This window comes from Serratia proteamaculans, assembly GCF_013337185.1.
GTDB classification, from domain to species: Bacteria; Pseudomonadota; Gammaproteobacteria; order Enterobacterales; family Enterobacteriaceae; genus Serratia; species Serratia proteamaculans_D.
On sequence record NZ_SWDE01000001.1, the window covers coordinates 761,763 to 780,833 of the forward strand.

Sequence of the window (19,071 nt, forward strand, 5' to 3'; positions counted from 1 at the left end):
AATGAATGCATTCAAGCAGCGCGAAGTCTGGTTCGCCATCGGCAGCCAACATCTGTACGGCCCGCAAACCCTGCAACAGGTCAAGGCGCACGCCGAACAGGTAGTGGAAAGCCTTAACCGCGAAGCCGGCTTACCGGTAAAGCTGGTGCTGAAACCGCTGGTCACCACGCCGGATGAAATCACCGCCCTGTGCCGTGACGCCAACTATCAGCCGCAGTGCATTGGCATCCTGGCCTGGCTGCACACCTTCTCACCGGCCAAAATGTGGATCGCAGGTCTGTCCGTGCTGCATAAACCGCTGTTGCAGTTCCATACCCAGTTCAACGCCCAGGTGCCCTGGGACAGCATGGATATGGACTTTATGAACCTCAACCAAACCGCCCACGGCGGCCGTGAGTTCGGCTTTATCGGCGCCCGTATGCGCCAGCAGCACAGCGTGATTGCCGGGCACTGGCAGGATCCCGAGGCACACCGGCGCATTGGCCAGTGGATGCGCGTCGCCAGCGCCAAACAGGCCGGGCAGCAGCTTAAAGTGGCGCGTTTTGGCGACAATATGCGTGAGGTGGCGGTGACCGATGGCGACAAGGTCGGCGCACAGATCCAGTTTGGTTACTCGGTCAATGCCTATGGTATTGGCGATTTGGTCAGCGTCATTAACGAAGTCAGCCGTGGCGATGTCGATACGCTGATTGAAGAGTATGAGGCCAGCTATGTGCTGAGCGATGCAGCAAAAATCAACGGCGCAAAACGCGAAAACCTGATAGACGCGGCGCGTATCGAGCTGGGCATGAAACGCTTCCTCGAACAGGGCAACTTCCAGGCCTTCACCACCAACTTTGAAGACTTGCACGGCATGAAACAGCTGCCGGGGTTGGCGGTACAACGCCTGATGCAGCAGGGCTACGGCTTTGGCGGCGAAGGAGACTGGAAAACCGCCGCGCTGCTGCGCATCCTGAAAGTGATGGCCGATGGGTTGCACGGCGGTACCTCCTTTATGGAGGATTACACCTATCACTTCCAGCCGGGGAACGATCTGGTGGTCGGCTCGCATATGCTGGAGGTCTGCCCGTCGATCGCCAAAGAAGCCAAACCGCTGTTGGATATCCAGCCGCTTGGTATAGGTGGCAAGGCCGATCCGGCGCGGTTGATTTTCTCGACTCCGGCCGGCCCGGCGGTCAACGCCAGCCTGATCGACATGGGCGATCGCTTCCGCCTGCTGGTCAATCAGGTGGACACCGTGGAACAACCGCACCCGCTGCCCAAGCTGCCGGTGGCACGCGCCATCTGGCGGGCCCAACCCACGCTGGCGACCGCCGCCGAAGCCTGGATCCTGGCGGGCGGCGCCCACCACACGGTGTTCTCCCAGGCGCTGGACGCCGATATGCTGCGGCTGTATGCCGAAATGCATAACATCGAGTTCCTGCTGATTGGCCAGGACACCACCCTGCCGGCGTTCAAAAACGAACTGCGCTGGAACGAAGCCTACTATCAACTCAACCGCCGTTAATCGCCCGGCTACCGGGGGCAAAAATCGCCTGCCGGTAGCCAAACGTGCTGCCACGCCCCCTTGCTCCCAACCATCCGCTTGATATTGATGACGAAGCCCGCATTACCCGCTAAGCTAGGCGGCTGTCATATTGAAACCTGTCTTACCCAGGAAGCCGTTTATGTCTCAAGCTGAATACACCCGTATCGGCGGTTGGTTGCTGGCCCCGATGGCCTATCTGATTGTCACCCTGCTTAGCGCCAGTCTGATGCTGCTCCTGTATGGCATGGCAATTTTCGTGCCGGAATCGCGCGAATATCTGCTCACCAACGCCCAGGCGTTTAGCACGCAGTGGTATTTCTCGGTGCTGACCACCCTGGCGATGTGGTGCTTTACCCTGTGGCTGCTGTGGCTGTTCTGCCACCGTTCACAGCGCTTCCCCAAATTGTTCCTGCTGTGGCTGCTGATTACCGTGCTACTGGCGGTGAAAGCCTTTGCCTTTGCGCCAGTGCCGGATGAACTGGCAGTGCGCAGTCTGGGTTGGCCTCTGTTGATGGCGGCATTGTTGGTGCCCTACATGAAGCGATCCAAGCGAGTCAAAGGCACCTTCACCGAGAACTAAACCACGTTGTACATAAATATGGCCCGTCGCCTTTCAAACCGCAGCGTTGTTACCTGCACTCGCTCACCCCAGTTACTTACTTAAGTAAGCGCCTGGGGATGAGCGAGCTGGGCGCCTAGCTGCGATTCGAAATTCATAGGGCTTGGTTGTGTAAATATTCAACAAAAATGGGCAAAAAGTGGCAAAAAGGGCAATAACCCTGCTTTCCCTATGTTGTGATCAGGCCGCCAATTCCCGATAATAGGCGGCTTTTATTTTTTTAGGCGTCGCAATGACCGAATACCTGCTCCTGTTTGTCGGCACCGTACTGGTGAATAACTTCGTCCTGGTGAAGTTCCTTGGCCTGTGCCCGTTCCTCGGCGTTTCCAAAAAGCTGGAAAGTGCCATTGGTATGGGAATGGCCACCACTTTCGTGATGACGATGGCCTCGGTCAGCGCCTGGGTGATCAATACCTTTATTCTGGTTCCGTTGGATCTGGTGTATCTGCGCACCCTGTCATTTATTCTGGTGATCGCCGTGGTGGTGCAATTCACCGAGATGGTGGTCCGCAAAACCAGCCCGGCGCTGTATCGCCTGCTGGGCATATTCCTGCCGCTGATCACCACCAACTGCGCGGTCCTCGGCGTTGCGCTGCTTAACGTCAATCTTGGCTACAATTTCCTGCAGTCTGCGGTATACGGCTTTAGTGCCGCCGCGGGCTTCTCGCTGGTGATGGTGCTGTTCGCCGCCATTCGTGAACGTCTGGCGGTTGCCGACGTGCCTGCACCCTTCCGCGGTTCTTCCATCGCGCTGATCACCGCCGGGCTGATGTCGCTGGCCTTTATGGGCTTTACCGGGCTGGTGAAATTCTAATGACTGCGTTATGGATTGCGATTGCTGCGTTAAGTGCCCTCGGCCTGCTGTTCGGTCTGGTGCTGGGCTATGCCGCGCGCCGCTTTGAAGTGGAAGAAGATCCGGTGGCCGAACAGGTCGATGAGATCCTGCCACAGAGCCAGTGTGGCCAGTGCGGCTACCCCGGCTGTCGTCCTTATGCCGAAGCGGTCGCCAACGGTGAGATGATTAACAAATGCGCGCCGGGTGGCGAGCAGGTGATGCTGAAACTGGCTGAATTGCTCAACGTCGAACCGCAGCCATTGGGCAGCGAAGCCGCCGCCGAACCGGTGCGCCAGGTGGCCTATATTGACGAAGCCAACTGCATCGGCTGCACCAAGTGCATTCAGGCCTGTCCGGTGGACGCCATCGTCGGCGCTACCCGCGCCATGCACACCGTGATTACCGATCTTTGTACCGGCTGCGACCTGTGCGTTGCGCCGTGCCCTACAGACTGTATTGAAATGAGACCGGTCGCCACCACTACCGCCAACTGGAAGTGGGACATGAAGACGATACCGGTGCAAGTGATCCACGTGGAGCAACATGCTTAACCTGTTCGCCGCCTTCAAAAAAGACCGGATTTGGGATTTCGACGGCGGGATCCATCCACCGGAAATGAAGACCCAGTCCAGCGGCGTACCGCTGCGTATCGCCCCACTGCCGGATAAGTTTATTATCCCGTTGCAACAGCATCTGGGACCGGAAGGCGAACTGTGCGTCAAGGTCGGCGACACCGTGCTGAAAGGCCAGCCGCTGACCGTCGGTCGCGGTCGTACCGTACCGGTGCACGCACCGACCTCCGGCACAATCAGCGCCATCGCACCGCATATCACCGCTCACCCTTCCGGGTTGGCAGAACTGTGCGTGATTATTCAGCCGGACGGCGAAGACCGCTGGTGCGAGCGTGCGCCGGTGGCCGACTACCGTCAACTGACCACCAGCGAGTTGATCCAACGCATTCATCAGGCCGGCATCGCCGGGCTGGGCGGCGCCGGTTTCCCGACCGCCAGCAAGCTGCAGGGCGGCATGAACGGGGTGGAAACCCTGATCCTCAACGCCGCAGAGTGCGAGCCTTATATCACTGCCGATGACCGTTTGATGCAGGAGCATGCCGATCAGGTCATTGAAGGCACGCAGATCCTGCGTCACCTGCTGCAACCCAAGGTCACGCTGATCGGCATCGAGGACAATAAACCCGAAGCGATCGCCGCCTTGAAACTGGCACTGCGCGACCAGCCCGGCATTGCCCTGCGGGTGATCCCAACTAAATACCCTTCTGGCGGCGCCAAGCAGCTCACCAAGATCCTGCTTGGCAAGGAAGTGCCGCACGGCAAGCACTCCTCCGCTATTGGCGTGCTGATGCAGAACGTCGGTACTGCCTTTGCCATTAAACGTGCAATTGTCGACGGCGAACCGCTGATTGAACGCGTGGTGACCCTGACCGGCGAGGCACTAAGCCAGCCGGGCAACCTGTGGGCGCGCATAGGGACACCGGTACAGCACCTGTTGAAATTTGCCGGTTTCCAGCCGCAGGCTCAGCAAATGGTCGTGATGGGGGGCCCGCTGATGGGCTTTACCCTGCCCGCGCTCCATGTCCCCATCGTCAAGATCAGCAACTGTATTTTGGCCCCCTCGGTCAGCGAAATGGCACCGCAGGAGCCGGAGCAGTCCTGTATTCGCTGCGGCCTGTGTGTTGACGCCTGCCCTGCGGGCCTGTTACCGCAGCAGCTTTACTGGTTCAGCCGCGGTGAAGAACACGAAAAAGCCCGCAATCATAATCTGTTCGACTGCATTGAATGTGGTGCCTGCGCCTTTGTCTGCCCGAGCAATATCCCGCTGGTGCAGTACTACCGCCAGGAGAAGGCCGAGATCAAAGCTATCGATCTGGAAGCGGCACGCACGGCGGAAGCCAAGGCGCGTTACGAAGCCAAGCTGGCGCGTCTGGAACGTGAAAAACTGGCGCGCGAAGAGCGCCATAAGAAAGCGGCAGTCAAACTGACCGATGGCGACCAGGATGCGGTTCAGGCTGCCCTGGCGCGAGTGCGCAGTAAGAATGCTACTCCGGCGACCGGCACCATCAGCGGCGACGCACCGGACAACAGCGAGATGATCGCTGCCCGTGAAGCCCGTAAAGCGCAGGCTCGTGAACGCCGTGCCCAGCAGGAAACTGCTGTAGCACCGGTAACGGCATCGGCTAGCGAAGATGAAGATCCACGCAAGGCCGCGGTTGCAGCCGCACTGGCACGAGTCAAAGCCAAGAAAGCGGCGCAGCAGACGACGGTGGATAATACTCCTGCCGAATCACCAGCAGTGGTGACAGAAGAGGATCCGCGCAAGGCCGCGGTTGCCGCCGCACTGGCGCGAGTCAAAGCCAAGAAAGCGGCGCAGCAAGCCGCAGTGGTGGAAACGCCGACCGAGCCGCCAGCAGCGGTGACGGAAGAAGATCCGCGCAAGGCCGCAGTCGCAGCCGCCATTGCCCGCGCCAAAGCCAAGAAAGCCGCGCAGCAAGCCGCAGTGGTGGAAACGCCGGCCGAATCGCCAGCAGCAGTAACGGAAGAAGACCCGCGCAAGGCGGCAGTCGCAGCCGCCATTGCCCGCGCCAAAGCCAAGAAAGCCGCGCAGCAAGCCGCAGTGGTGGAAACGCCAGCCGAATCGCCAGCAGCAGTAACGGAAGAAGACCCGCGCAAGGCGGCAGTCGCAGCCGCCATTGCCCGCGCCAAAGCTAAAAGAGCGGCGCAAAATCTGACCACGGCGGATACGGATAAAGAGTGACAAAGTGAGGTGCCTTGCAGAACGCAAGGCGCCTTTTAATCGATAGAAATCAGATAAGTATAATCAACGTCAATCTGACGCATCTTCGAGTCCTGATTCCATTCCTTGGTTTGAATAATCTCCATCTCCACGCTGCCCTTCACCTCATGGCGCAACCCTGGCATTACGTGGGTAATCAGATAAGCGAAGAATTTGGAGCATTCCATAGCGCTCCCCTGATGGTTGATAGAGATATATTCACGCCCGGCAATAGGGATATTGTCTATCTGGTAGCCTGACAGAATATCCTTTTTGTTTTCAGGCTCTACCGCCATGACATGAGTAGCCGAACACTCATTCTCCCCCCGATTACGGACGGAATGGATGCTGTACACCCGGCGGCACTCCACGCTTAATCCACGGAAGAAATCGGTAAAAATCTCATCCTTCATCGCCATACAGGACGAATGTTCGATGCCGTTCTCTCCAGCGAAATCCAGCTGGCGCGAGTATCCCACCAACTGCATATCCGGCAACGTCAGGCGCTTCACTTCGGGATAGAAGTCGGCCGCAAAGTTGGCATCAAAACTAAAACGTGGCATCAGATTCTTCACGTCCCAGCGTTCCATCGAACGGTAACGATTGGGCGTGGTTTCAAAACGCTGTTTGAACATGCGAGTAAAGGTTTGCTGCGAGTCGAAGCCCAGTTCGTCTGATATATCGATAATAGAGCGATGGGTAATACGTAAAGCCACGGCGGCCCGCGTCAGAATGCGCGAACGGATATAGGTGGCGAGCTGAATACCGGTAATGCGTTTGAACTTGCGTTGCAGGTGCCATTTGGAGTAGCCGGAAATGCGCGCGACTTCGTCCAGGTTTGGCCGTTTCTCCAGATGTATCTCAACCCACTCAATTAGCTCTTCAATAAAAAATACATCTTCATTTGTCATTAATTTGCATTCACTAACTTAATAATACTCGGGATAATAACCCACATAGATTATGTAAAAGTTGTTATTTTGTGCGAAAAAACGAACCAAAAACACCATGTCAATCCAGAGGTTATCGCCTGTCACCGGTCATTAATGCCGGCAGTTTCGTTCTTGCACTACCAACCTAACCCGAATATATAACCAAGAAAAATCCGATCGCGCCATAGGTCTGAGAAATTTCGGAGTACATGCCGTGCTAAAAGCCTAATAGCCCTACAATTAAGACGTATTACCCTCAGGGTGATTCAGGTAGAATACAGCGCTATAATTTTTCCTGCGTCTCCGCTGAGAGGCGCGTTGAACCTGCCGATGTCCGGCAAAGATAGGTGTAGTTCTCTATGAAGTTCAGGCCGGTACAACCCACAGCCGCCAAAGGCTTGCACATCGCCAGTTCCCCCTTCACCCATAACCAGCAAAGCACCAGCCGTATCATGCTGTGGGTGATGCTGGCCTGTATTCCCGGTATCGCTGCACAGGTATGGTTTTTTGGCTATGGCACGCTGGTTCAGACCGCACTGGCGATGATCGTCGCCCTGCTGGCGGAAGGCATCATCCTTTCGCTGCGCAAATTGCCGGTACGCACCCGGCTGGCGGATAACTCGGCCCTGCTGACCGCCCTGTTGCTGGGCATCAGTCTGCCGCCACTGGCCCCCTGGTGGATGATTGTCATCGGCACCTTCTTTGCCATTGTGATTGCCAAACAGCTGTATGGTGGCCTCGGGCAGAACCCGTTCAATCCGGCCATGGTCGGTTATGTGGTGCTGCTGATCGCCTTCCCGGTACAGATGACCAGTTGGTTACCGCCGGATGAACTGCGGGCGACTGCGCTGTCGTTCCAGGATACCCTGCTGGCTATTTTCAGTGGCCACACGACGCAGGGTGCCACTATCCACGAACTGCAAATGGGTATCGACGGCATCAGCCAGGCCACCCCGCTGGACGGTTTCAAAACCGGCCTGCGCAGTGGCCATACCGTTGAACAGGTGCTGCAACAGCCGCTGTTCGGTGGCGCATTGGCCGGTATCGGCTGGCAATGGGTTAATCTCGGTTTCCTGGCCGGTGGCCTGTTTATGCTGGGGCGTCGTCTGATCCACTGGCAGATCCCGTTCAGCATGCTGGCGGCTATCGCCCTGTGTTCCGGCGTGGCCTGGTGGCTTGACCCGGCGCAGCAGGCCTCGCCGCTGATCCACCTGTTCTCCGGTGCCAGCATGCTGGGCGCGTTCTTTATTGCCACCGATCCGGTCAGTGCCTCTACCACGCCGAAAGGCCGCCTGATTTACGGCGCATTGGTGGGCTTACTGGTGTGGTTAATCCGTGTTTACGGTGGCTATCCGGATGGCGTCGCCTTTGCGGTGTTGCTGGCCAACATTACCGTCCCACTGATCGACCACTACACGCAGCCCCGCGTGTACGGCCATCGCTAAGGAGCCATGATGCTAAATTCAATGAGAAAGCATGGCACCACGCTTGCGGTGTTTGCCGCAGTGACCACCGCCCTGACGGCGGTGGTCCATAGCCTGACGCAAAGCACCATCGCCCACCAGGCTGCGTTACAGCAAAAGTCGCTGCTTGATCAGGTGGTGCCACCGGAACATTACGACAACAACATGCAGACCGAGTGTTTTCTGGTTAGCAGTCTGGCATTGGGCAATGGCTCGCCGCATCGTCTGTATCTGGCACGCAAAAACGGTCAGCCCACCGCCGCGGCACTGGAAACCACCGCACCGGACGGCTATTCCGGTGCCATTCAACTGCTGGTCGGTGCCGATTTCAGCGGTAACGTGCTGGGGACCCGGGTAGTCTCACATCATGAAACCCCTGGCCTCGGCGATAAAATTGAACTGCGTATTTCGAACTGGATCTCGTTTTTCAGCGGCAAAAAAATTGACGGCCCGGACGATAAACGTTGGGCAGTGAAGAAAGACGGCGGTATGTTCGATCAGTTCACCGGCGCCACCATCACGCCGCGTGCGGTGGTCAATGCCGTTCGACGCACGGCGTTGTATATGGAAACGCTGCCGCCTAAACTTGATAGCTTACCTGCCTGTGGAGCCAGCGAATGAGTGAAGCCAAAGATCTGATTGTCCAGGGGCTGTGGAAGAACAACTCCGCGCTGGTGCAATTGCTGGGGATGTGCCCGCTGCTGGCCGTGACTTCGACCGTCACCAACGCCCTCGGGCTGGGGCTGGCGACCACGCTGGTACTGATACTGACCAATACCTCGATATCCGCCGTGCGCCGCTGGGTACCGAATGAAGTCCGTATCCCGATTTACGTAATGATCATCGCTGCCGCGGTGAGCATCGTGCAAATGCTGATCAATGCCTATGCCTTCGGCCTTTACCAGTCGTTGGGGATCTTTATCCCGCTGATCGTCACCAACTGTATCGTGGTCGGCCGCGCCGAAGCGGTAGCCTCTAAAAAACCGGTCGGTCTGTCCGCACTGGACGGGCTGGCGATTGGTCTGGGGGCTACCGGCGTGATGGTGACGCTGGGTGCGATGCGTGAGCTACTGGGTAACGGTACCCTGTTCGACGGTGCCGATATGCTGCTGGGCAGTTGGGCCAAGGTACTGCGGATTGAGGTGGTTCACTTCGACAGCCCTTTCCTGCTGGCGATGCTGCCACCGGGTGCCTTTATTGGTCTGGGCCTGTTGTTGGCGGTTAAATACCTGATTGACGAAAGGATGAAGGCGCGTACGGCCAAAGCGTTACTGGCCGAACCGGCGCAGGGACAAGGACAGGCAGAGAAAGCATAATGAATAAGCAAAAACGGCTGGAAATTCTTACCCGACTACGTGACAACGATCCACACCCGACCACCGAGCTGGTGTACACCACGCCGTTTGAGCTGCTGATTGCCGTGCTGCTGTCCGCGCAGGCGACCGACGTCAGCGTCAACAAGGCCACCGCCAAGCTTTATCCGGTGGCCAATACGCCGGCCGCCATGCTGGCTCTGGGCGTCGATGGGGTTAAAGGCTATATCAAGACCATCGGCCTGTTTAACAGCAAGGCCGAAAACGTGATCAAAACCTGCCGCATGCTGCTGGAATTGCACGGCGGCGAGGTACCGGAAGATCGTGCGGCGCTGGAGGCTCTGCCTGGCGTCGGCCGCAAAACCGCCAACGTGGTGCTCAATACGGCCTTTGGCTGGCCGACCATTGCCGTCGATACCCATATCTTCCGCGTTTGTAACCGCACTAATTTCGCACCGGGCAAAAATGTCGATCTGGTTGAAGAGAAGCTGCTGAAGGTGGTGCCGGCGGAGTTCAAGGTTGATTGCCACCACTGGTTGATCCTGCACGGCCGCTATACCTGCATCGCACGTAAACCCCGCTGCGGCTCCTGCATGATTGAAGACCTCTGCGAGTTTAAAGAGAAGGTTTATCCCGACGCCTGATCTCGAGGGGCGCACTCATCGCCCCTTTCAGCCCCGCCACTGACCTGGTTTTTATCGGAAATGTGATATCAAGCAGCAGTAACCTTGGTGTTTCCACGGATTTTAGTGAAAAACTCACTTCCCGCTTATTTTCAAGCGAAAAATTAGTCAAAAATTGCGGCAAGTCTCACGTTTTGACGATCACATTGTCGTCACAACCGCCAGAGCCGTTTTCCCAAATTTCTAAAATTTTACAAAAACCGCCATATGCACAACATTCCAATGGATTATTCACCACACCTATTGATATGAACCATCAAAAACCAATGCAGCAGAATATATCACTGTTTAAATTCCGTATAGCTTTTAATCAAAACAAAAACTCGGCAAAGCAAACAAAGTCGAAAGTTAATGCTGCATAACATTTGCAACATGGTCGTTTCACTTCGTGAGCGTTATATGTAACAGAATATGACAAACGCCTTGCCTCGTTGACAAAGATAGTGAACATTAACCGCCGTCATCCCATCCTATAACAACGCAGAAGGATGCAGTCCTGCATCACCTTTTGCAATTTCCCGTCTTTCTGAGTCGGGGCAGTGAAAAATCAGAGGTACCAGTGTCAACTGCAAACAACAACAGCGAACATCCTGAAAGCGTGAGTCTCAACGCCTTCAAACAACCTAAAGCGTTTTACCTGATCTTCTCCATCGAACTCTGGGAACGTTTTGGTTATTACGGCCTGCAAGGCATCATGGCAGTTTATCTGGTCAAGATGCTGGGTCTGAGTGAAGCCGACTCGATTACCCTGTTCTCCTCCTTCAGTGCGCTGGTGTATGGCTTCGTTGCCATCGGCGGCTGGCTTGGGGACAAAGTGCTGGGCTCCAAGCGCGTGATCGTGCTGGGTGCGCTGGTGCTGGCCGTCGGCTATGCCATGGTGGCCTACTCCGGCCATGAGATTTTCTGGGTGTACCTGGGTATGGCGACCATCGCCGTAGGTAGCGGCCTGTTCAAAGCCAACCCTTCCTCCCTGCTGTCAACCTGCTACGAGAAAGACGATCCGCGTTTGGACGGTGCATTCACCATGTACTATATGTCCGTCAACATCGGTTCTTTCCTGTCGATGTTGGCCACCCCGTGGCTGGCAGTGAAATATGGCTGGAGCGTCGCGTTCTCACTGAGCGTTGTGGGTATGCTGATCACCCTGGTTAACTTTATGGTGTGTCACAAGTGGGTGAAGAACCACGGTTCCAAGCCTGACTTCAAACCACTGCACATACAGAAACTGCTGATGGTGCTGGTTGGCGTGGTTGCGCTGGTCGCCATTTCAAGCTGGCTGCTGCACAACCAGGTGGTTGCCCGCTGGGCGCTGGCGCTGATCTCCATCGGCATCGTGATCGTATTCGCTAAAGAAGCCTTTGCCCTGCACGGTGCGGCACGTCGCAAGATGATCGTTGCCTTCCTGCTGATGCTGGAAGCGGTGGTATTCTTCGTGCTGTACGCCCAGATGCCAACCTCGTTGAACTTCTTCGCTATCCATAACGTTGAGCACAATATCCTGGGTCTGGCGTTCGAACCTGAGCAGTATCAGGCACTGAACCCATTCTGGATCATGCTGGCCAGCCCGATTCTGGCGGCCCTGTATAACAAGATGGGCGACCGTCTGCCGATGCCGCACAAGTTCGCCTTCGGTATGATCCTGTGCTCCGGTGCCTTCCTGGTGTTGCCTTGGGGTGCCAGCTTCGCCAATGAACAGGGTATCGTTTCGGTTAACTGGTTGATCCTGAGCTATGCGCTGCAGAGTATCGGCGAACTGATGATCTCCGGCCTGGGTCTGGCCATGGTCGCACAGCTGGTGCCGCAACGCCTGATGGGCTTTATCATGGGCTCCTGGTTCCTGACCACTGCCGCCGCCGCGCTGATTGCCGGTAAGGTCGCTGGCCTGACTGCCGTGCCTGCCAACATCAACGATGCGCACGCTTCTCTGGCTATCTACAGCCACGTGTTTATGCAAATCGGTATCGCCACCGCCGTCATCGCCATTCTGATGATGCTGACCGCGCCGAAGCTGTATCGCATGACGCTGGACACCGCAGAAGATACCGAGAAGAAAGCTCAGGCGGCCGCTATCGCCAACTGATTGCTGACAGGGTTTCAGACAGGTAAAAAAAAGCCGGGGCATTAATTTGCCCCGGCTTTTTTATGTCAGCGCCCTGCGGTTTAGGCTGTGGATTTAGCGCTCAGATTGACCCACATAAATTCACTGACCAGTGCGCCGTGGAATGCGGCCTGTTTCTTGTCCGCCGCGGCGCTGTGCCCGCCTTCGGTATTCTCATAGAAGTAGGCCTGCGGATACCCCATCTGCTGCATGCGTGCCGCCATTTTACGGGCGTGCGACGGGTTAACCCGATCGTCACTGGTGGCGGTATAAAACAGCACCGGCGGGTAGGCCACACCGGCTTTGATATTGTGATACGGCGAGAAGGTTTTGATGTAGGCCCATTCTTCCGCCTTGCTCGGGTCGCCGTATTCGGCAATCCAGGAAGCACCGGCAGAAAGTTGGGTATAGCGTTGCATATCCAACAACGGCACTTCACAGACAATGCAGCCGAACAGCTGCGGGTATAACGTCAGCATATTGCCCACCAGCAAGCCACCGTTACTGCCGCCGCGCGCCCCCAGATGTTGTGACGATGTCACTTTTCGCGCAATCAAATCTTCCGCCACTGCGGCAAAATCCTCATAGGCGCGATGGCGATTTTGCTTTAACGCCGCCTGGTGCCAGGCCGGACCATACTCACCGCCACCACGAATATTCGCCACCACATACACCCCACCGCGTTCCAGCCAGGCCGGTGCTTTTGCCCCCATGTAACCCGGCAATAGCGACACCTCGAACCCGCCATAGCCATACAGCAAGGTTGGGTTACTGCCGTCCAGCTTGATGCCCTTGGCTGAAATTTGGAAATACGGCACCCGCGTGCCGTCTTTAGACTTGGTGAAATGCTGGCTGACCTGATAGCCGCTGGCATCAAAGTCCTGTGGCCCCTGCTTGAGCAGCTCTGCCTCACCGCCGTCGAGATTGCCCAGATACAGCGAAGTCGGTTGCAGGAATCCGCTGATGGTCAGGAAATAATCGTTGGTTTCGTCATCGACGCCGCCAGCGGAAATAGTGCTAATTGCCCCCGGTTTGCCCAGTGGCTTGCGCTGCCAGGTTTTTCCCTGCGGTGTCAGGACTTCCAGTCGGTTGACCACGTTGTCCATGATGCTGAGGATCAGGTGGTCACGGGTACCACTGTAGCCGCTCAGCGCCGCCTGTGCGGTCGGGGCAAATAACACCGTCAGCTCACGCTTGCCCGCCAGATAGTCGTCGAAATGGGCCGCCAGCAGTGAGCCCGAAGGATAGCGCGTTCCGCCCACTTCCCAGTCACTGCTCGGTTTAATCAATATCCACTCGCGGTGCGTGCTGAACTCGGCATCGGCGGGAATGTCGATTTTGACCTGTTGATCTTGCTCATTGAGCAGATAGGTTTCACGGCGATAGAAATCCAGACTGCGGCCCACGTAGTTCCGTTCAAATCCCGGCGTCTGGTCGTGGTAAGCAAACACCGTCATATCCTGCGGTTGCGCCTCATACAGCGTCTGAGCGGCACTCAGCGGTGTACCGCGCCGCCAGCGTTTGGCAATGCGCGCATAGCCGGACTGAGTCATCGAGCCTGCGCCGAAATCAGTGGCGATAAACAGCGTGTCTTTATCAATCCACGAGGCCTGGCTTTTCGCTACCGGCAGCACAAAGCCGTCTTTGACAAACTCTTTGCTGACCAGATCAAACTCACGGATTTCGGTGGCATCACCGCCATCCGGCGACAGTTCCAGCAGGCAATAACGGTATTCCGGTGCCAACGACTGCGAGCCGTGGAATACCCAGTCTTTGCCCTCCGCCTTGCCCAGAGCGTCAATATCCAGCACCGTTTCCCAAACCGGCTTGGCTTTACGGTATTCCTGCAAGGTGGTGCGTCGCCATAAGCCACGCGGATTGGTTTGATCCTGCCAGAAGTTGTAATAGAAATCGCCGCGCTTGGCGACCCACGGAATTTGGCTCTCTTTATTGAGAATATCCAGCACCTGTTTTTCCACCCGCTGGAAGCCTTCGCCCTGGGCAAAGCGCGCGGTGGTGCGCTGATTTTCCTGTTTGATCCACGCCTGTGCGGCCTTGCCCTGCAGCTCTTCCAGCCATAAAAATTCATCGGTGGCGCTGGCGCCGCCTTCTGCCGCCATCGCCAGGCGGATACTGTTAGGTAATGAAGTCATCGCGAATACGGCTCCTGCAGTTTGGGCACTGAGTTTAAGAAACTGGCGGCGGTTACTGTGGTTGATGGGCAAAATCAAACTCCCTTTGACAGTTAATACGAATCATTTTCAATAAAGTAGGCGTTTGGCGGGGCCGAGTCAAAGCCTGCGCCCACACCGTTGAGTCAAAATTTAGGATAGTGGATCAGATCGTGAATGCGCACAGTCTGTTGACTGGTATTACGGTAAGCGTGGGGCCGGTCGGCCTGAAAGCGCATCGCCTCACCCTGGGTCAGATGGTGCCACTGGCCGTCAACCGCCAGCTCCAGTTCACCGCTGATGACAATCACGTGTTCAATCACTCCCGGCTCGTGTGCCGAAGACTCGCTGAGCGCGCCCGGCGCCAGGTCGATAACGAACATGTCAAAACCCAGTTGCCGGTCGAACGGAAACAGCGGCACCACCCGCATGTCGGCGTTGCCTTGGTTGAACACCGGAGCATCGCCATAGCGATGTAGCGTGGCTTGCTGTTGCAACGGTGAGATCTCCAGAAAGGCGGAAAAAGCCACGTTAAAACCGGTGGCGATTTTCCACAAGGTTGCCACCGTCGGGCTGGATTCTCCCCGTTCGATCTGCCCCAGCATCGCCTTGCTGACGCCGGTGTTTTCGGCAGCCTGTGCCAGGCTCCAGCCGCGCTGCATACGCAGCGAACGAAGCGTTTGTGCCAGATGGCCAGACAGTTCCTGCATGTTTTTCTCCCCTGATAGTGCGGCTGATTATAGCCACTTGTGCGCTATAACGCACGGTGCTATGCTCGCCGCTTATCGTGCGTTATAACGCACAACTTTTGTCGGAGTGTGCCATGCGCCCAGCCATCTCTCTGCGTCATCTGTCTCTGCCTGCCGTTATGGCCGGGTTTGTTGCGGTATTGGTCGGCTATACCAGTTCTGCTGCCATTATCTTCCAGGCGGCTGCCGCTGCCGGCGCTACCCCCTTGCAGATTGGCAGCTGGCTGAGCATGTTGGGGCTGGGAATGGGCATTACCTCGCTCGGGCTTTCGCTGTATTACCGCACGCCGATTCTGACCGCCTGGTCGACCCCTGGTGCAGCGCTGCTGGTCACCAGCCTGCCCGGCACGTCGATTAACGAAGCGATTGGCGTGTTTATCTTTGCCTCCGGGCTGATCCTACTGTGCGGCGTGACCGGGCTGTTCGCCCGGCTGATGGATTATATTCCGCAGGCTATTTCGGCGGCGATGCTGGCGGGGATCCTGCTGCGCTTTGGCCTGGATGCATTTGCCTCGCTGCAGGTCAATTTCGTACTCAGCGCCGCAATGGGGCTGGTGTATCTGGTGACGCGGCGTTATCTGGCGCGTTATGCGATTGTACTGACGCTGCTGGCCGGGCTGGCGATTGCGGCGCTGCAGGGCAACATTCATCTTTCGCAACAGCCGCTGGCGTTCGCCATGCCGGAATTTATTACGCCGCATTTTAGCTGGTCGACACTGCTGGGGATTGGCGTGCCGTTCTTCGTGGTCACCATGGCGTCACAAAACGCCCCCGGTATTGCCACGCTAAAGGCGGCCGGCTACCACGTCCCTACCTCACCGTTAATTAGCTGGACGGCGTTGACCGCACTGCTGCTGGCCCCATTCGGTGGGTTTTCGGTGTGTATTGCCGCCATTACTGCCGCCATTTGTATGGGGCCGGACGTACACCCGAATCCACAGCGCCGCTACATGGCAGCCGTCGCCGCCGGGGTGTTTTATCTGCTGGCCGGTCTGTTTGGCGGCGTTATCGGTATGTTGTTCAGCGCCTTGCCCGTGGCCCTGATCCACACCATTGCCGGGCTGGCCCTGCTGGGCACCATCGCCGGCAGTCTGCAACGCGCACTGCAGGATGAAAAGCAACGCGACGCCGCACTGATCGCCTTTTTGATCACCGCGTCCGGCGTGACGCTGCTCGGCGTCGGCTCTGCATTCTGGGGGATTATTGGCGGCGCAATTGCCCATATCATCCTGTCGTTACCGCAACGCCCAGCTAAGTCAGCAGATTGAGTTTAGCCGTCAACTTACGCACGGTTTTCTTCTCACCGGCCAACGCGATACCCAATAAACGCCATTCGGAACTTGGCCGGTTGGCGACGCTGGCGCGGAATTGGGCATAATTGGTGGTTTGCTGGCCATCAACCGGGAACAGGATCCGGTCTACTTCCGCTGCGCGCGGCTGTTGCAACAGAGCGCCCAGTTGCTCCTCACTGGCCGCCAGCACGCTGATGCCTATCGGGATTAACCCCGGCCAACATTGCCCCTGGCTGTCAGCCAACACCTCGCCCACCAACATCGGATGGCGTTGTCCCAGCGTTAACGCCAGTACCGCTGCCGCATTGGCAATATTACCCAGCGGCAAATCCTGATTAATCACAATTACGCAGCGCTCGGCGCTGATCATTCCTGGGGAGATCACTTCCATCATTGGGTTTCCTGTCGATAAGTCAGCCTGCAGGATACCCAGCCGCGACGGCTTAATCTGGAAGGTTTGTGCACAGTTTACGGTAATGCGCCGGGGTCAGACGATAGGCGCGCTGGAACCAGCGGCCCAGGTGGCTTTGATCGGCAAAACCCAGTTGTGCCGCCACGTCAATCGGCTTTGCCCCTGTGGCTAAAAGCCGTCGCGCCTGCGCCAACCGAAGCTGAACCAAATAGGCATGGGGCGGCAAACCAAAAGTCTGGCGGAACAGGCGGGTCAGACGGAACCGATCCAGCCCGGTTAACGCCGTCAGCGTTTCCATACGAATATCCTGATGGCTATTGGCATGCAGATAATCACGGATGCGCCGCGCCTGATAGCCGGAAGTTTCACTCGGCAACGATCGCCGCCAATGCACATGCCGGGTCAGGCCGCACAGCAGGTTATCCAACGCAAATTGACGCTGCAATTCTCCCTCAGCCTGTTGCTGTAACTGCGAGAAAGCCCGCATCGTTACCTGTGCCAGTAGCCGATCGTCAGACAGCGTGGCAGCGAAACTAAGGCAGAAGCTGTCAGGCACCTCGGCAAATAACTGGCGTAGCTGTAGATCCAGCCATTGCGGATTGAGGTACAGCATCTGGTAGGTGAAACCTTCTTCTGCCGGCGCATCACCGTCATGCAACTCCCCAGGCTCCAGCAAAAAAACCTGGCCCGGCGTACTGCGATGACGCTGACTTCGGCAGTGGAACTGCTGCACGCCCTGCTCGGTGACCCCCACCAGGTAATCATCATGCCAGTGGGGGTCATAGGCATGCGCATGCCCGCCAAAATGGGCGCGGATCAACTCTATGCCGGTCGGCCGGTCTTTCTTTAATTCGATCCAGCTGCTCATCGCCGCCCTATTTTCGTTAAGCCAACCTTTCATATAGCAGATGTCCCCCCCGGCGTCTGGAACAAATGTGCGCGCCGGAGTTACAGACGTCATTTTCCCCTTTGGCGATCTTCTGCTTAAATGAGAGAGGGACGAACGTTGCCCTCCAGGGATCGTTAAGGGAGTTTCTATGCCATCTTCTGCGCAGATTGACCTGATTCAACAGATAGACGCCGCGTACCGCCACTGGACAGGTGACGGATTGCCCGGCCCACAGGCCGCAGTTGGCGAACGATGGTCCTGGCTGCATCAACAAGCACCCTACAGCCTGCTGGCCCACACCGGCGGCGGCGATCCGGTGTTTATTTATGCTAACCACTGCGCACAGCAGTGCTTTGGCTATTCCTTCGATGAGTTTATCGCGCTGCCTTCCCGCTTGAGCGCTTCTCCGGCAGACCGTGCAGAACGTCAGCAATTGCTGGATAAGGTCACTGAACAAGGCATCGCGCAGGGATATCGTGGCCTGCGCGTCGATAAATTCGGCGACACCTTCACCATTTATGACTGCGAGGTGTGGCAGACTCCCGACGGTGGCCAGGCCGCGCTGTTCTGGCCACAGCCAAAACGCCGGCCGGGCTGGTATGGCCATCAGGAACAGGTGAACAATGCAAGAAGATAACCGCTGGGCCCGTGTTGACGCTTATATTGTCGACAAACTGGTCATTCAAGATGAAGCATTATTACAGACGCTGACCGCCAACTCTGCGGCAGGCTTGCCTGAACACGACGTGGCACCGAATCAGGGTAAACTGCTGCACCTGTTTGCCCGTATGGTCAATGCCAAACGCATTCTGGAGATCGGAACGTTAGGCGGTTACAGCACCATTTGGCTGGCCCGTGCGTTACCACCTGAAGGTTCTCTGGTCACTCTGGAAGCCGACGAACGCCACGCTGACATAGCCAGGAAAAATATTGCTCGTGCCGGACTGAGTGAGCAGGTTGAGTTGCGGGTTGGCCCAGCCCTCACCAGCCTGCCACAACTGCCGCAAGATACGCCTTTCGACCTGATATTTATTGATGCCGACAAACCTAATAATCCGGAGTATCTGCACTGGGCTCTGGCGTTGTCACACCCCGGTACGGTGATCATCGGCGACAACGTGGTGCGCGATGGTGCGGTCACCGATACCACCAGCACTGACGATCGGGTTCAGGGAGTACGACGTTTTTTTGACATGATGGCGGATGAACCGCGTCTCAGCGCTACTGCCTTACAAACCGTAGGCAGCAAAGGTTGGGATGGTTTTTCCATCGCCATCGTTAATGATTAGGTGACAAC

At 56.9% G+C, this 19,071-nt stretch carries 18 protein-coding genes; 13 read left to right on the top strand and 5 right to left on the bottom strand.

From position 1 onward, the window contains the following. Position 1 precedes the first annotated feature (1 nt). The 5 genes from araA (at position 2) to rsxC (ending at position 5,754) form a co-directional block, all read left to right on the top strand. Positions 2–1,507 (top strand): L-arabinose isomerase, encoded by a 1,506-nt coding sequence (gene araA, locus FCL49_RS03515; RefSeq protein WP_174352452.1) that lies wholly within the window; start codon positions 2–4, stop codon positions 1,505–1,507. Positions 1,508–1,667: 160 nt separating this feature from the next. Further along, a complete protein-coding gene (locus FCL49_RS03520; protein WP_174352453.1) occupies positions 1,668–2,108 on the top strand; it encodes a DUF2569 domain-containing protein in 441 nt (146 codons plus the stop codon). Positions 2,109–2,379: 271 nt separating this feature from the next. Then, positions 2,380–2,961 carry an electron transport complex subunit RsxA gene (gene rsxA, locus FCL49_RS03525; protein ID WP_085116624.1) on the top strand — a complete coding sequence of 194 codons (582 nt, stop codon included), beginning with the start codon at positions 2,380–2,382 and terminating at the stop codon, positions 2,959–2,961. Then, positions 2,961–3,533, top strand: coding sequence for an electron transport complex subunit RsxB (gene rsxB / locus FCL49_RS03530; RefSeq protein ID WP_012144971.1), 573 nt, complete (start codon positions 2,961–2,963; stop codon positions 3,531–3,533). The genes rsxA and rsxB overlap by 1 nt, the downstream gene beginning before the upstream one ends. Continuing rightward, on the top strand, positions 3,526–5,754 hold the full coding sequence (gene rsxC / locus FCL49_RS03535; RefSeq protein ID WP_174352454.1) for an electron transport complex subunit RsxC: 2,229 nt from the start codon (positions 3,526–3,528) through the stop codon (positions 5,752–5,754). The genes rsxB and rsxC overlap by 8 nt, the downstream gene beginning before the upstream one ends. A 35-nt stretch (positions 5,755–5,789) precedes the next feature. Here the strand turns inward: rsxC and FCL49_RS03540 are convergent, their stop codons facing one another. Then, complete coding sequence (locus tag FCL49_RS03540) at positions 5,790–6,683, bottom strand: helix-turn-helix domain-containing protein (protein WP_174352455.1); 894 nt, start codon at positions 6,681–6,683, stop codon at positions 5,790–5,792. 380 nt (positions 6,684–7,063) lie between these two features. Here FCL49_RS03540 and rsxD point away from each other — a divergent pair, with 380 nt between their 5' ends. The 5 genes from rsxD (at position 7,064) to dtpA (ending at position 12,243) form a co-directional block, all read left to right on the top strand. Further along, the gene (gene rsxD, locus FCL49_RS03545) at positions 7,064–8,149 is read left to right on the top strand and encodes an electron transport complex subunit RsxD (protein WP_174352456.1); all 1,086 of its coding nucleotides are present in this window, start codon (positions 7,064–7,066) and stop codon (positions 8,147–8,149) included. 9 nt (positions 8,150–8,158) lie between these two features. Beyond that, on the top strand, positions 8,159–8,788 hold the full coding sequence (rsxG, locus tag FCL49_RS03550) for an electron transport complex subunit RsxG (RefSeq protein ID WP_174353453.1): 630 nt from the start codon (positions 8,159–8,161) through the stop codon (positions 8,786–8,788). After that, complete coding sequence (locus tag FCL49_RS03555; protein ID WP_135316385.1) at positions 8,785–9,483, top strand: electron transport complex subunit E; 699 nt, start codon at positions 8,785–8,787, stop codon at positions 9,481–9,483. The genes rsxG and FCL49_RS03555 overlap by 4 nt, the downstream gene beginning before the upstream one ends. Further along, positions 9,483–10,124, top strand: coding sequence for an endonuclease III (nth, locus tag FCL49_RS03560; RefSeq protein WP_135316384.1), 642 nt, complete (start codon positions 9,483–9,485; stop codon positions 10,122–10,124). The genes FCL49_RS03555 and nth overlap by 1 nt, the downstream gene beginning before the upstream one ends. Before the next feature lie 598 nt (positions 10,125–10,722). Next, a complete protein-coding gene (dtpA, locus tag FCL49_RS03565; RefSeq protein WP_174352457.1) occupies positions 10,723–12,243 on the top strand; it encodes a dipeptide/tripeptide permease DtpA in 1,521 nt (506 codons plus the stop codon). 80 nt (positions 12,244–12,323) lie between these two features. Here dtpA and FCL49_RS03570 read toward each other — a convergent pair whose 3' ends face one another. Together FCL49_RS03570 and FCL49_RS03575 are read right to left on the bottom strand one after the other, a co-directional pair. Then, positions 12,324–14,414, bottom strand: a complete 2,091-nt coding sequence (locus tag FCL49_RS03570; protein WP_174352458.1) for a prolyl oligopeptidase family serine peptidase — start codon at positions 14,412–14,414, stop codon at positions 12,324–12,326. A gap of 164 nt (positions 14,415–14,578) precedes the next feature. Beyond that, positions 14,579–15,142 carry a helix-turn-helix domain-containing protein gene (locus FCL49_RS03575; protein WP_174352459.1) on the bottom strand — a complete coding sequence of 188 codons (564 nt, stop codon included), beginning with the start codon at positions 15,140–15,142 and terminating at the stop codon, positions 14,579–14,581. A gap of 113 nt (positions 15,143–15,255) precedes the next feature. Here FCL49_RS03575 and FCL49_RS03580 point away from each other — a divergent pair, with 113 nt between their 5' ends. Next, the gene (locus FCL49_RS03580) at positions 15,256–16,449 is read left to right on the top strand and encodes a benzoate/H(+) symporter BenE family transporter (RefSeq protein ID WP_174352460.1); all 1,194 of its coding nucleotides are present in this window, start codon (positions 15,256–15,258) and stop codon (positions 16,447–16,449) included. Here FCL49_RS03580 and FCL49_RS03585 read toward each other — a convergent pair. Further along, a complete protein-coding gene (locus FCL49_RS03585) occupies positions 16,433–16,867 on the bottom strand; it encodes a DUF2000 domain-containing protein (protein WP_254611022.1) in 435 nt (144 codons plus the stop codon). The genes FCL49_RS03580 and FCL49_RS03585 overlap by 17 nt on opposite strands. Before the next feature lie 49 nt (positions 16,868–16,916). Next, positions 16,917–17,753 (bottom strand): AraC family transcriptional regulator, encoded by an 837-nt coding sequence (locus FCL49_RS03590; RefSeq protein WP_174353455.1) that lies wholly within the window; start codon positions 17,751–17,753, stop codon positions 16,917–16,919. Positions 17,754–17,922: 169 nt separating this feature from the next. On the opposite strand from FCL49_RS03590, the gene FCL49_RS03595 reads away from it, so the two are divergent. Both FCL49_RS03595 and FCL49_RS03600 read left to right on the top strand, forming a co-directional pair. Beyond that, positions 17,923–18,411, top strand: coding sequence for an MEKHLA domain-containing protein (locus FCL49_RS03595; RefSeq protein WP_174352461.1), 489 nt, complete (start codon positions 17,923–17,925; stop codon positions 18,409–18,411). After that, on the top strand, positions 18,398–19,063 hold the full coding sequence (locus FCL49_RS03600) for an O-methyltransferase (protein ID WP_174352462.1): 666 nt from the start codon (positions 18,398–18,400) through the stop codon (positions 19,061–19,063). Before FCL49_RS03595 ends, FCL49_RS03600 begins: the two co-directional genes overlap by 14 nt. Positions 19,064–19,071 lie beyond the last annotated feature (8 nt).

What these genes read in the sequence shown, in the direction of transcription:
- araA (WP_174352452.1), top strand. Translation starts at nt 2, where the DNA reads ATGAATGCATTCAAGCAGCGCGAAGTCTGGTTCGCCATCGGCAGCCAA.
- FCL49_RS03520 (WP_174352453.1), top strand. Translation starts at nt 1,668, where the DNA reads ATGTCTCAAGCTGAATACACCCGTATCGGCGGTTGGTTGCTGGCCCCG.
- rsxA (WP_085116624.1), top strand. Translation starts at nt 2,380, where the DNA reads ATGACCGAATACCTGCTCCTGTTTGTCGGCACCGTACTGGTGAATAAC.
- rsxB (WP_012144971.1), top strand. Translation starts at nt 2,961, where the DNA reads ATGACTGCGTTATGGATTGCGATTGCTGCGTTAAGTGCCCTCGGCCTG.
- rsxC (WP_174352454.1), top strand. Translation starts at nt 3,526, where the DNA reads ATGCTTAACCTGTTCGCCGCCTTCAAAAAAGACCGGATTTGGGATTTC.
- FCL49_RS03540 (WP_174352455.1), bottom strand. Translation starts at nt 6,683, where the DNA reads ATGACAAATGAAGATGTATTTTTTATTGAAGAGCTAATTGAGTGGGTT.
- rsxD (WP_174352456.1), top strand. Translation starts at nt 7,064, where the DNA reads ATGAAGTTCAGGCCGGTACAACCCACAGCCGCCAAAGGCTTGCACATC.
- rsxG (WP_174353453.1), top strand. Translation starts at nt 8,159, where the DNA reads ATGCTAAATTCAATGAGAAAGCATGGCACCACGCTTGCGGTGTTTGCC.
- FCL49_RS03555 (WP_135316385.1), top strand. Translation starts at nt 8,785, where the DNA reads ATGAGTGAAGCCAAAGATCTGATTGTCCAGGGGCTGTGGAAGAACAAC.
- nth (WP_135316384.1), top strand. Translation starts at nt 9,483, where the DNA reads ATGAATAAGCAAAAACGGCTGGAAATTCTTACCCGACTACGTGACAAC.
- FCL49_RS03570 (WP_174352458.1), bottom strand. Translation starts at nt 14,414, where the DNA reads ATGACTTCATTACCTAACAGTATCCGCCTGGCGATGGCGGCAGAAGGC.
- FCL49_RS03575 (WP_174352459.1), bottom strand. Translation starts at nt 15,142, where the DNA reads ATGCAGGAACTGTCTGGCCATCTGGCACAAACGCTTCGTTCGCTGCGT.
- FCL49_RS03580 (WP_174352460.1), top strand. Translation starts at nt 15,256, where the DNA reads ATGCGCCCAGCCATCTCTCTGCGTCATCTGTCTCTGCCTGCCGTTATG.
- FCL49_RS03585 (WP_254611022.1), bottom strand. Translation starts at nt 16,867, where the DNA reads ATGATGGAAGTGATCTCCCCAGGAATGATCAGCGCCGAGCGCTGCGTA.
- FCL49_RS03590 (WP_174353455.1), bottom strand. Translation starts at nt 17,753, where the DNA reads ATGAGCAGCTGGATCGAATTAAAGAAAGACCGGCCGACCGGCATAGAG.
- FCL49_RS03595 (WP_174352461.1), top strand. Translation starts at nt 17,923, where the DNA reads ATGCCATCTTCTGCGCAGATTGACCTGATTCAACAGATAGACGCCGCG.
- FCL49_RS03600 (WP_174352462.1), top strand. Translation starts at nt 18,398, where the DNA reads ATGCAAGAAGATAACCGCTGGGCCCGTGTTGACGCTTATATTGTCGAC.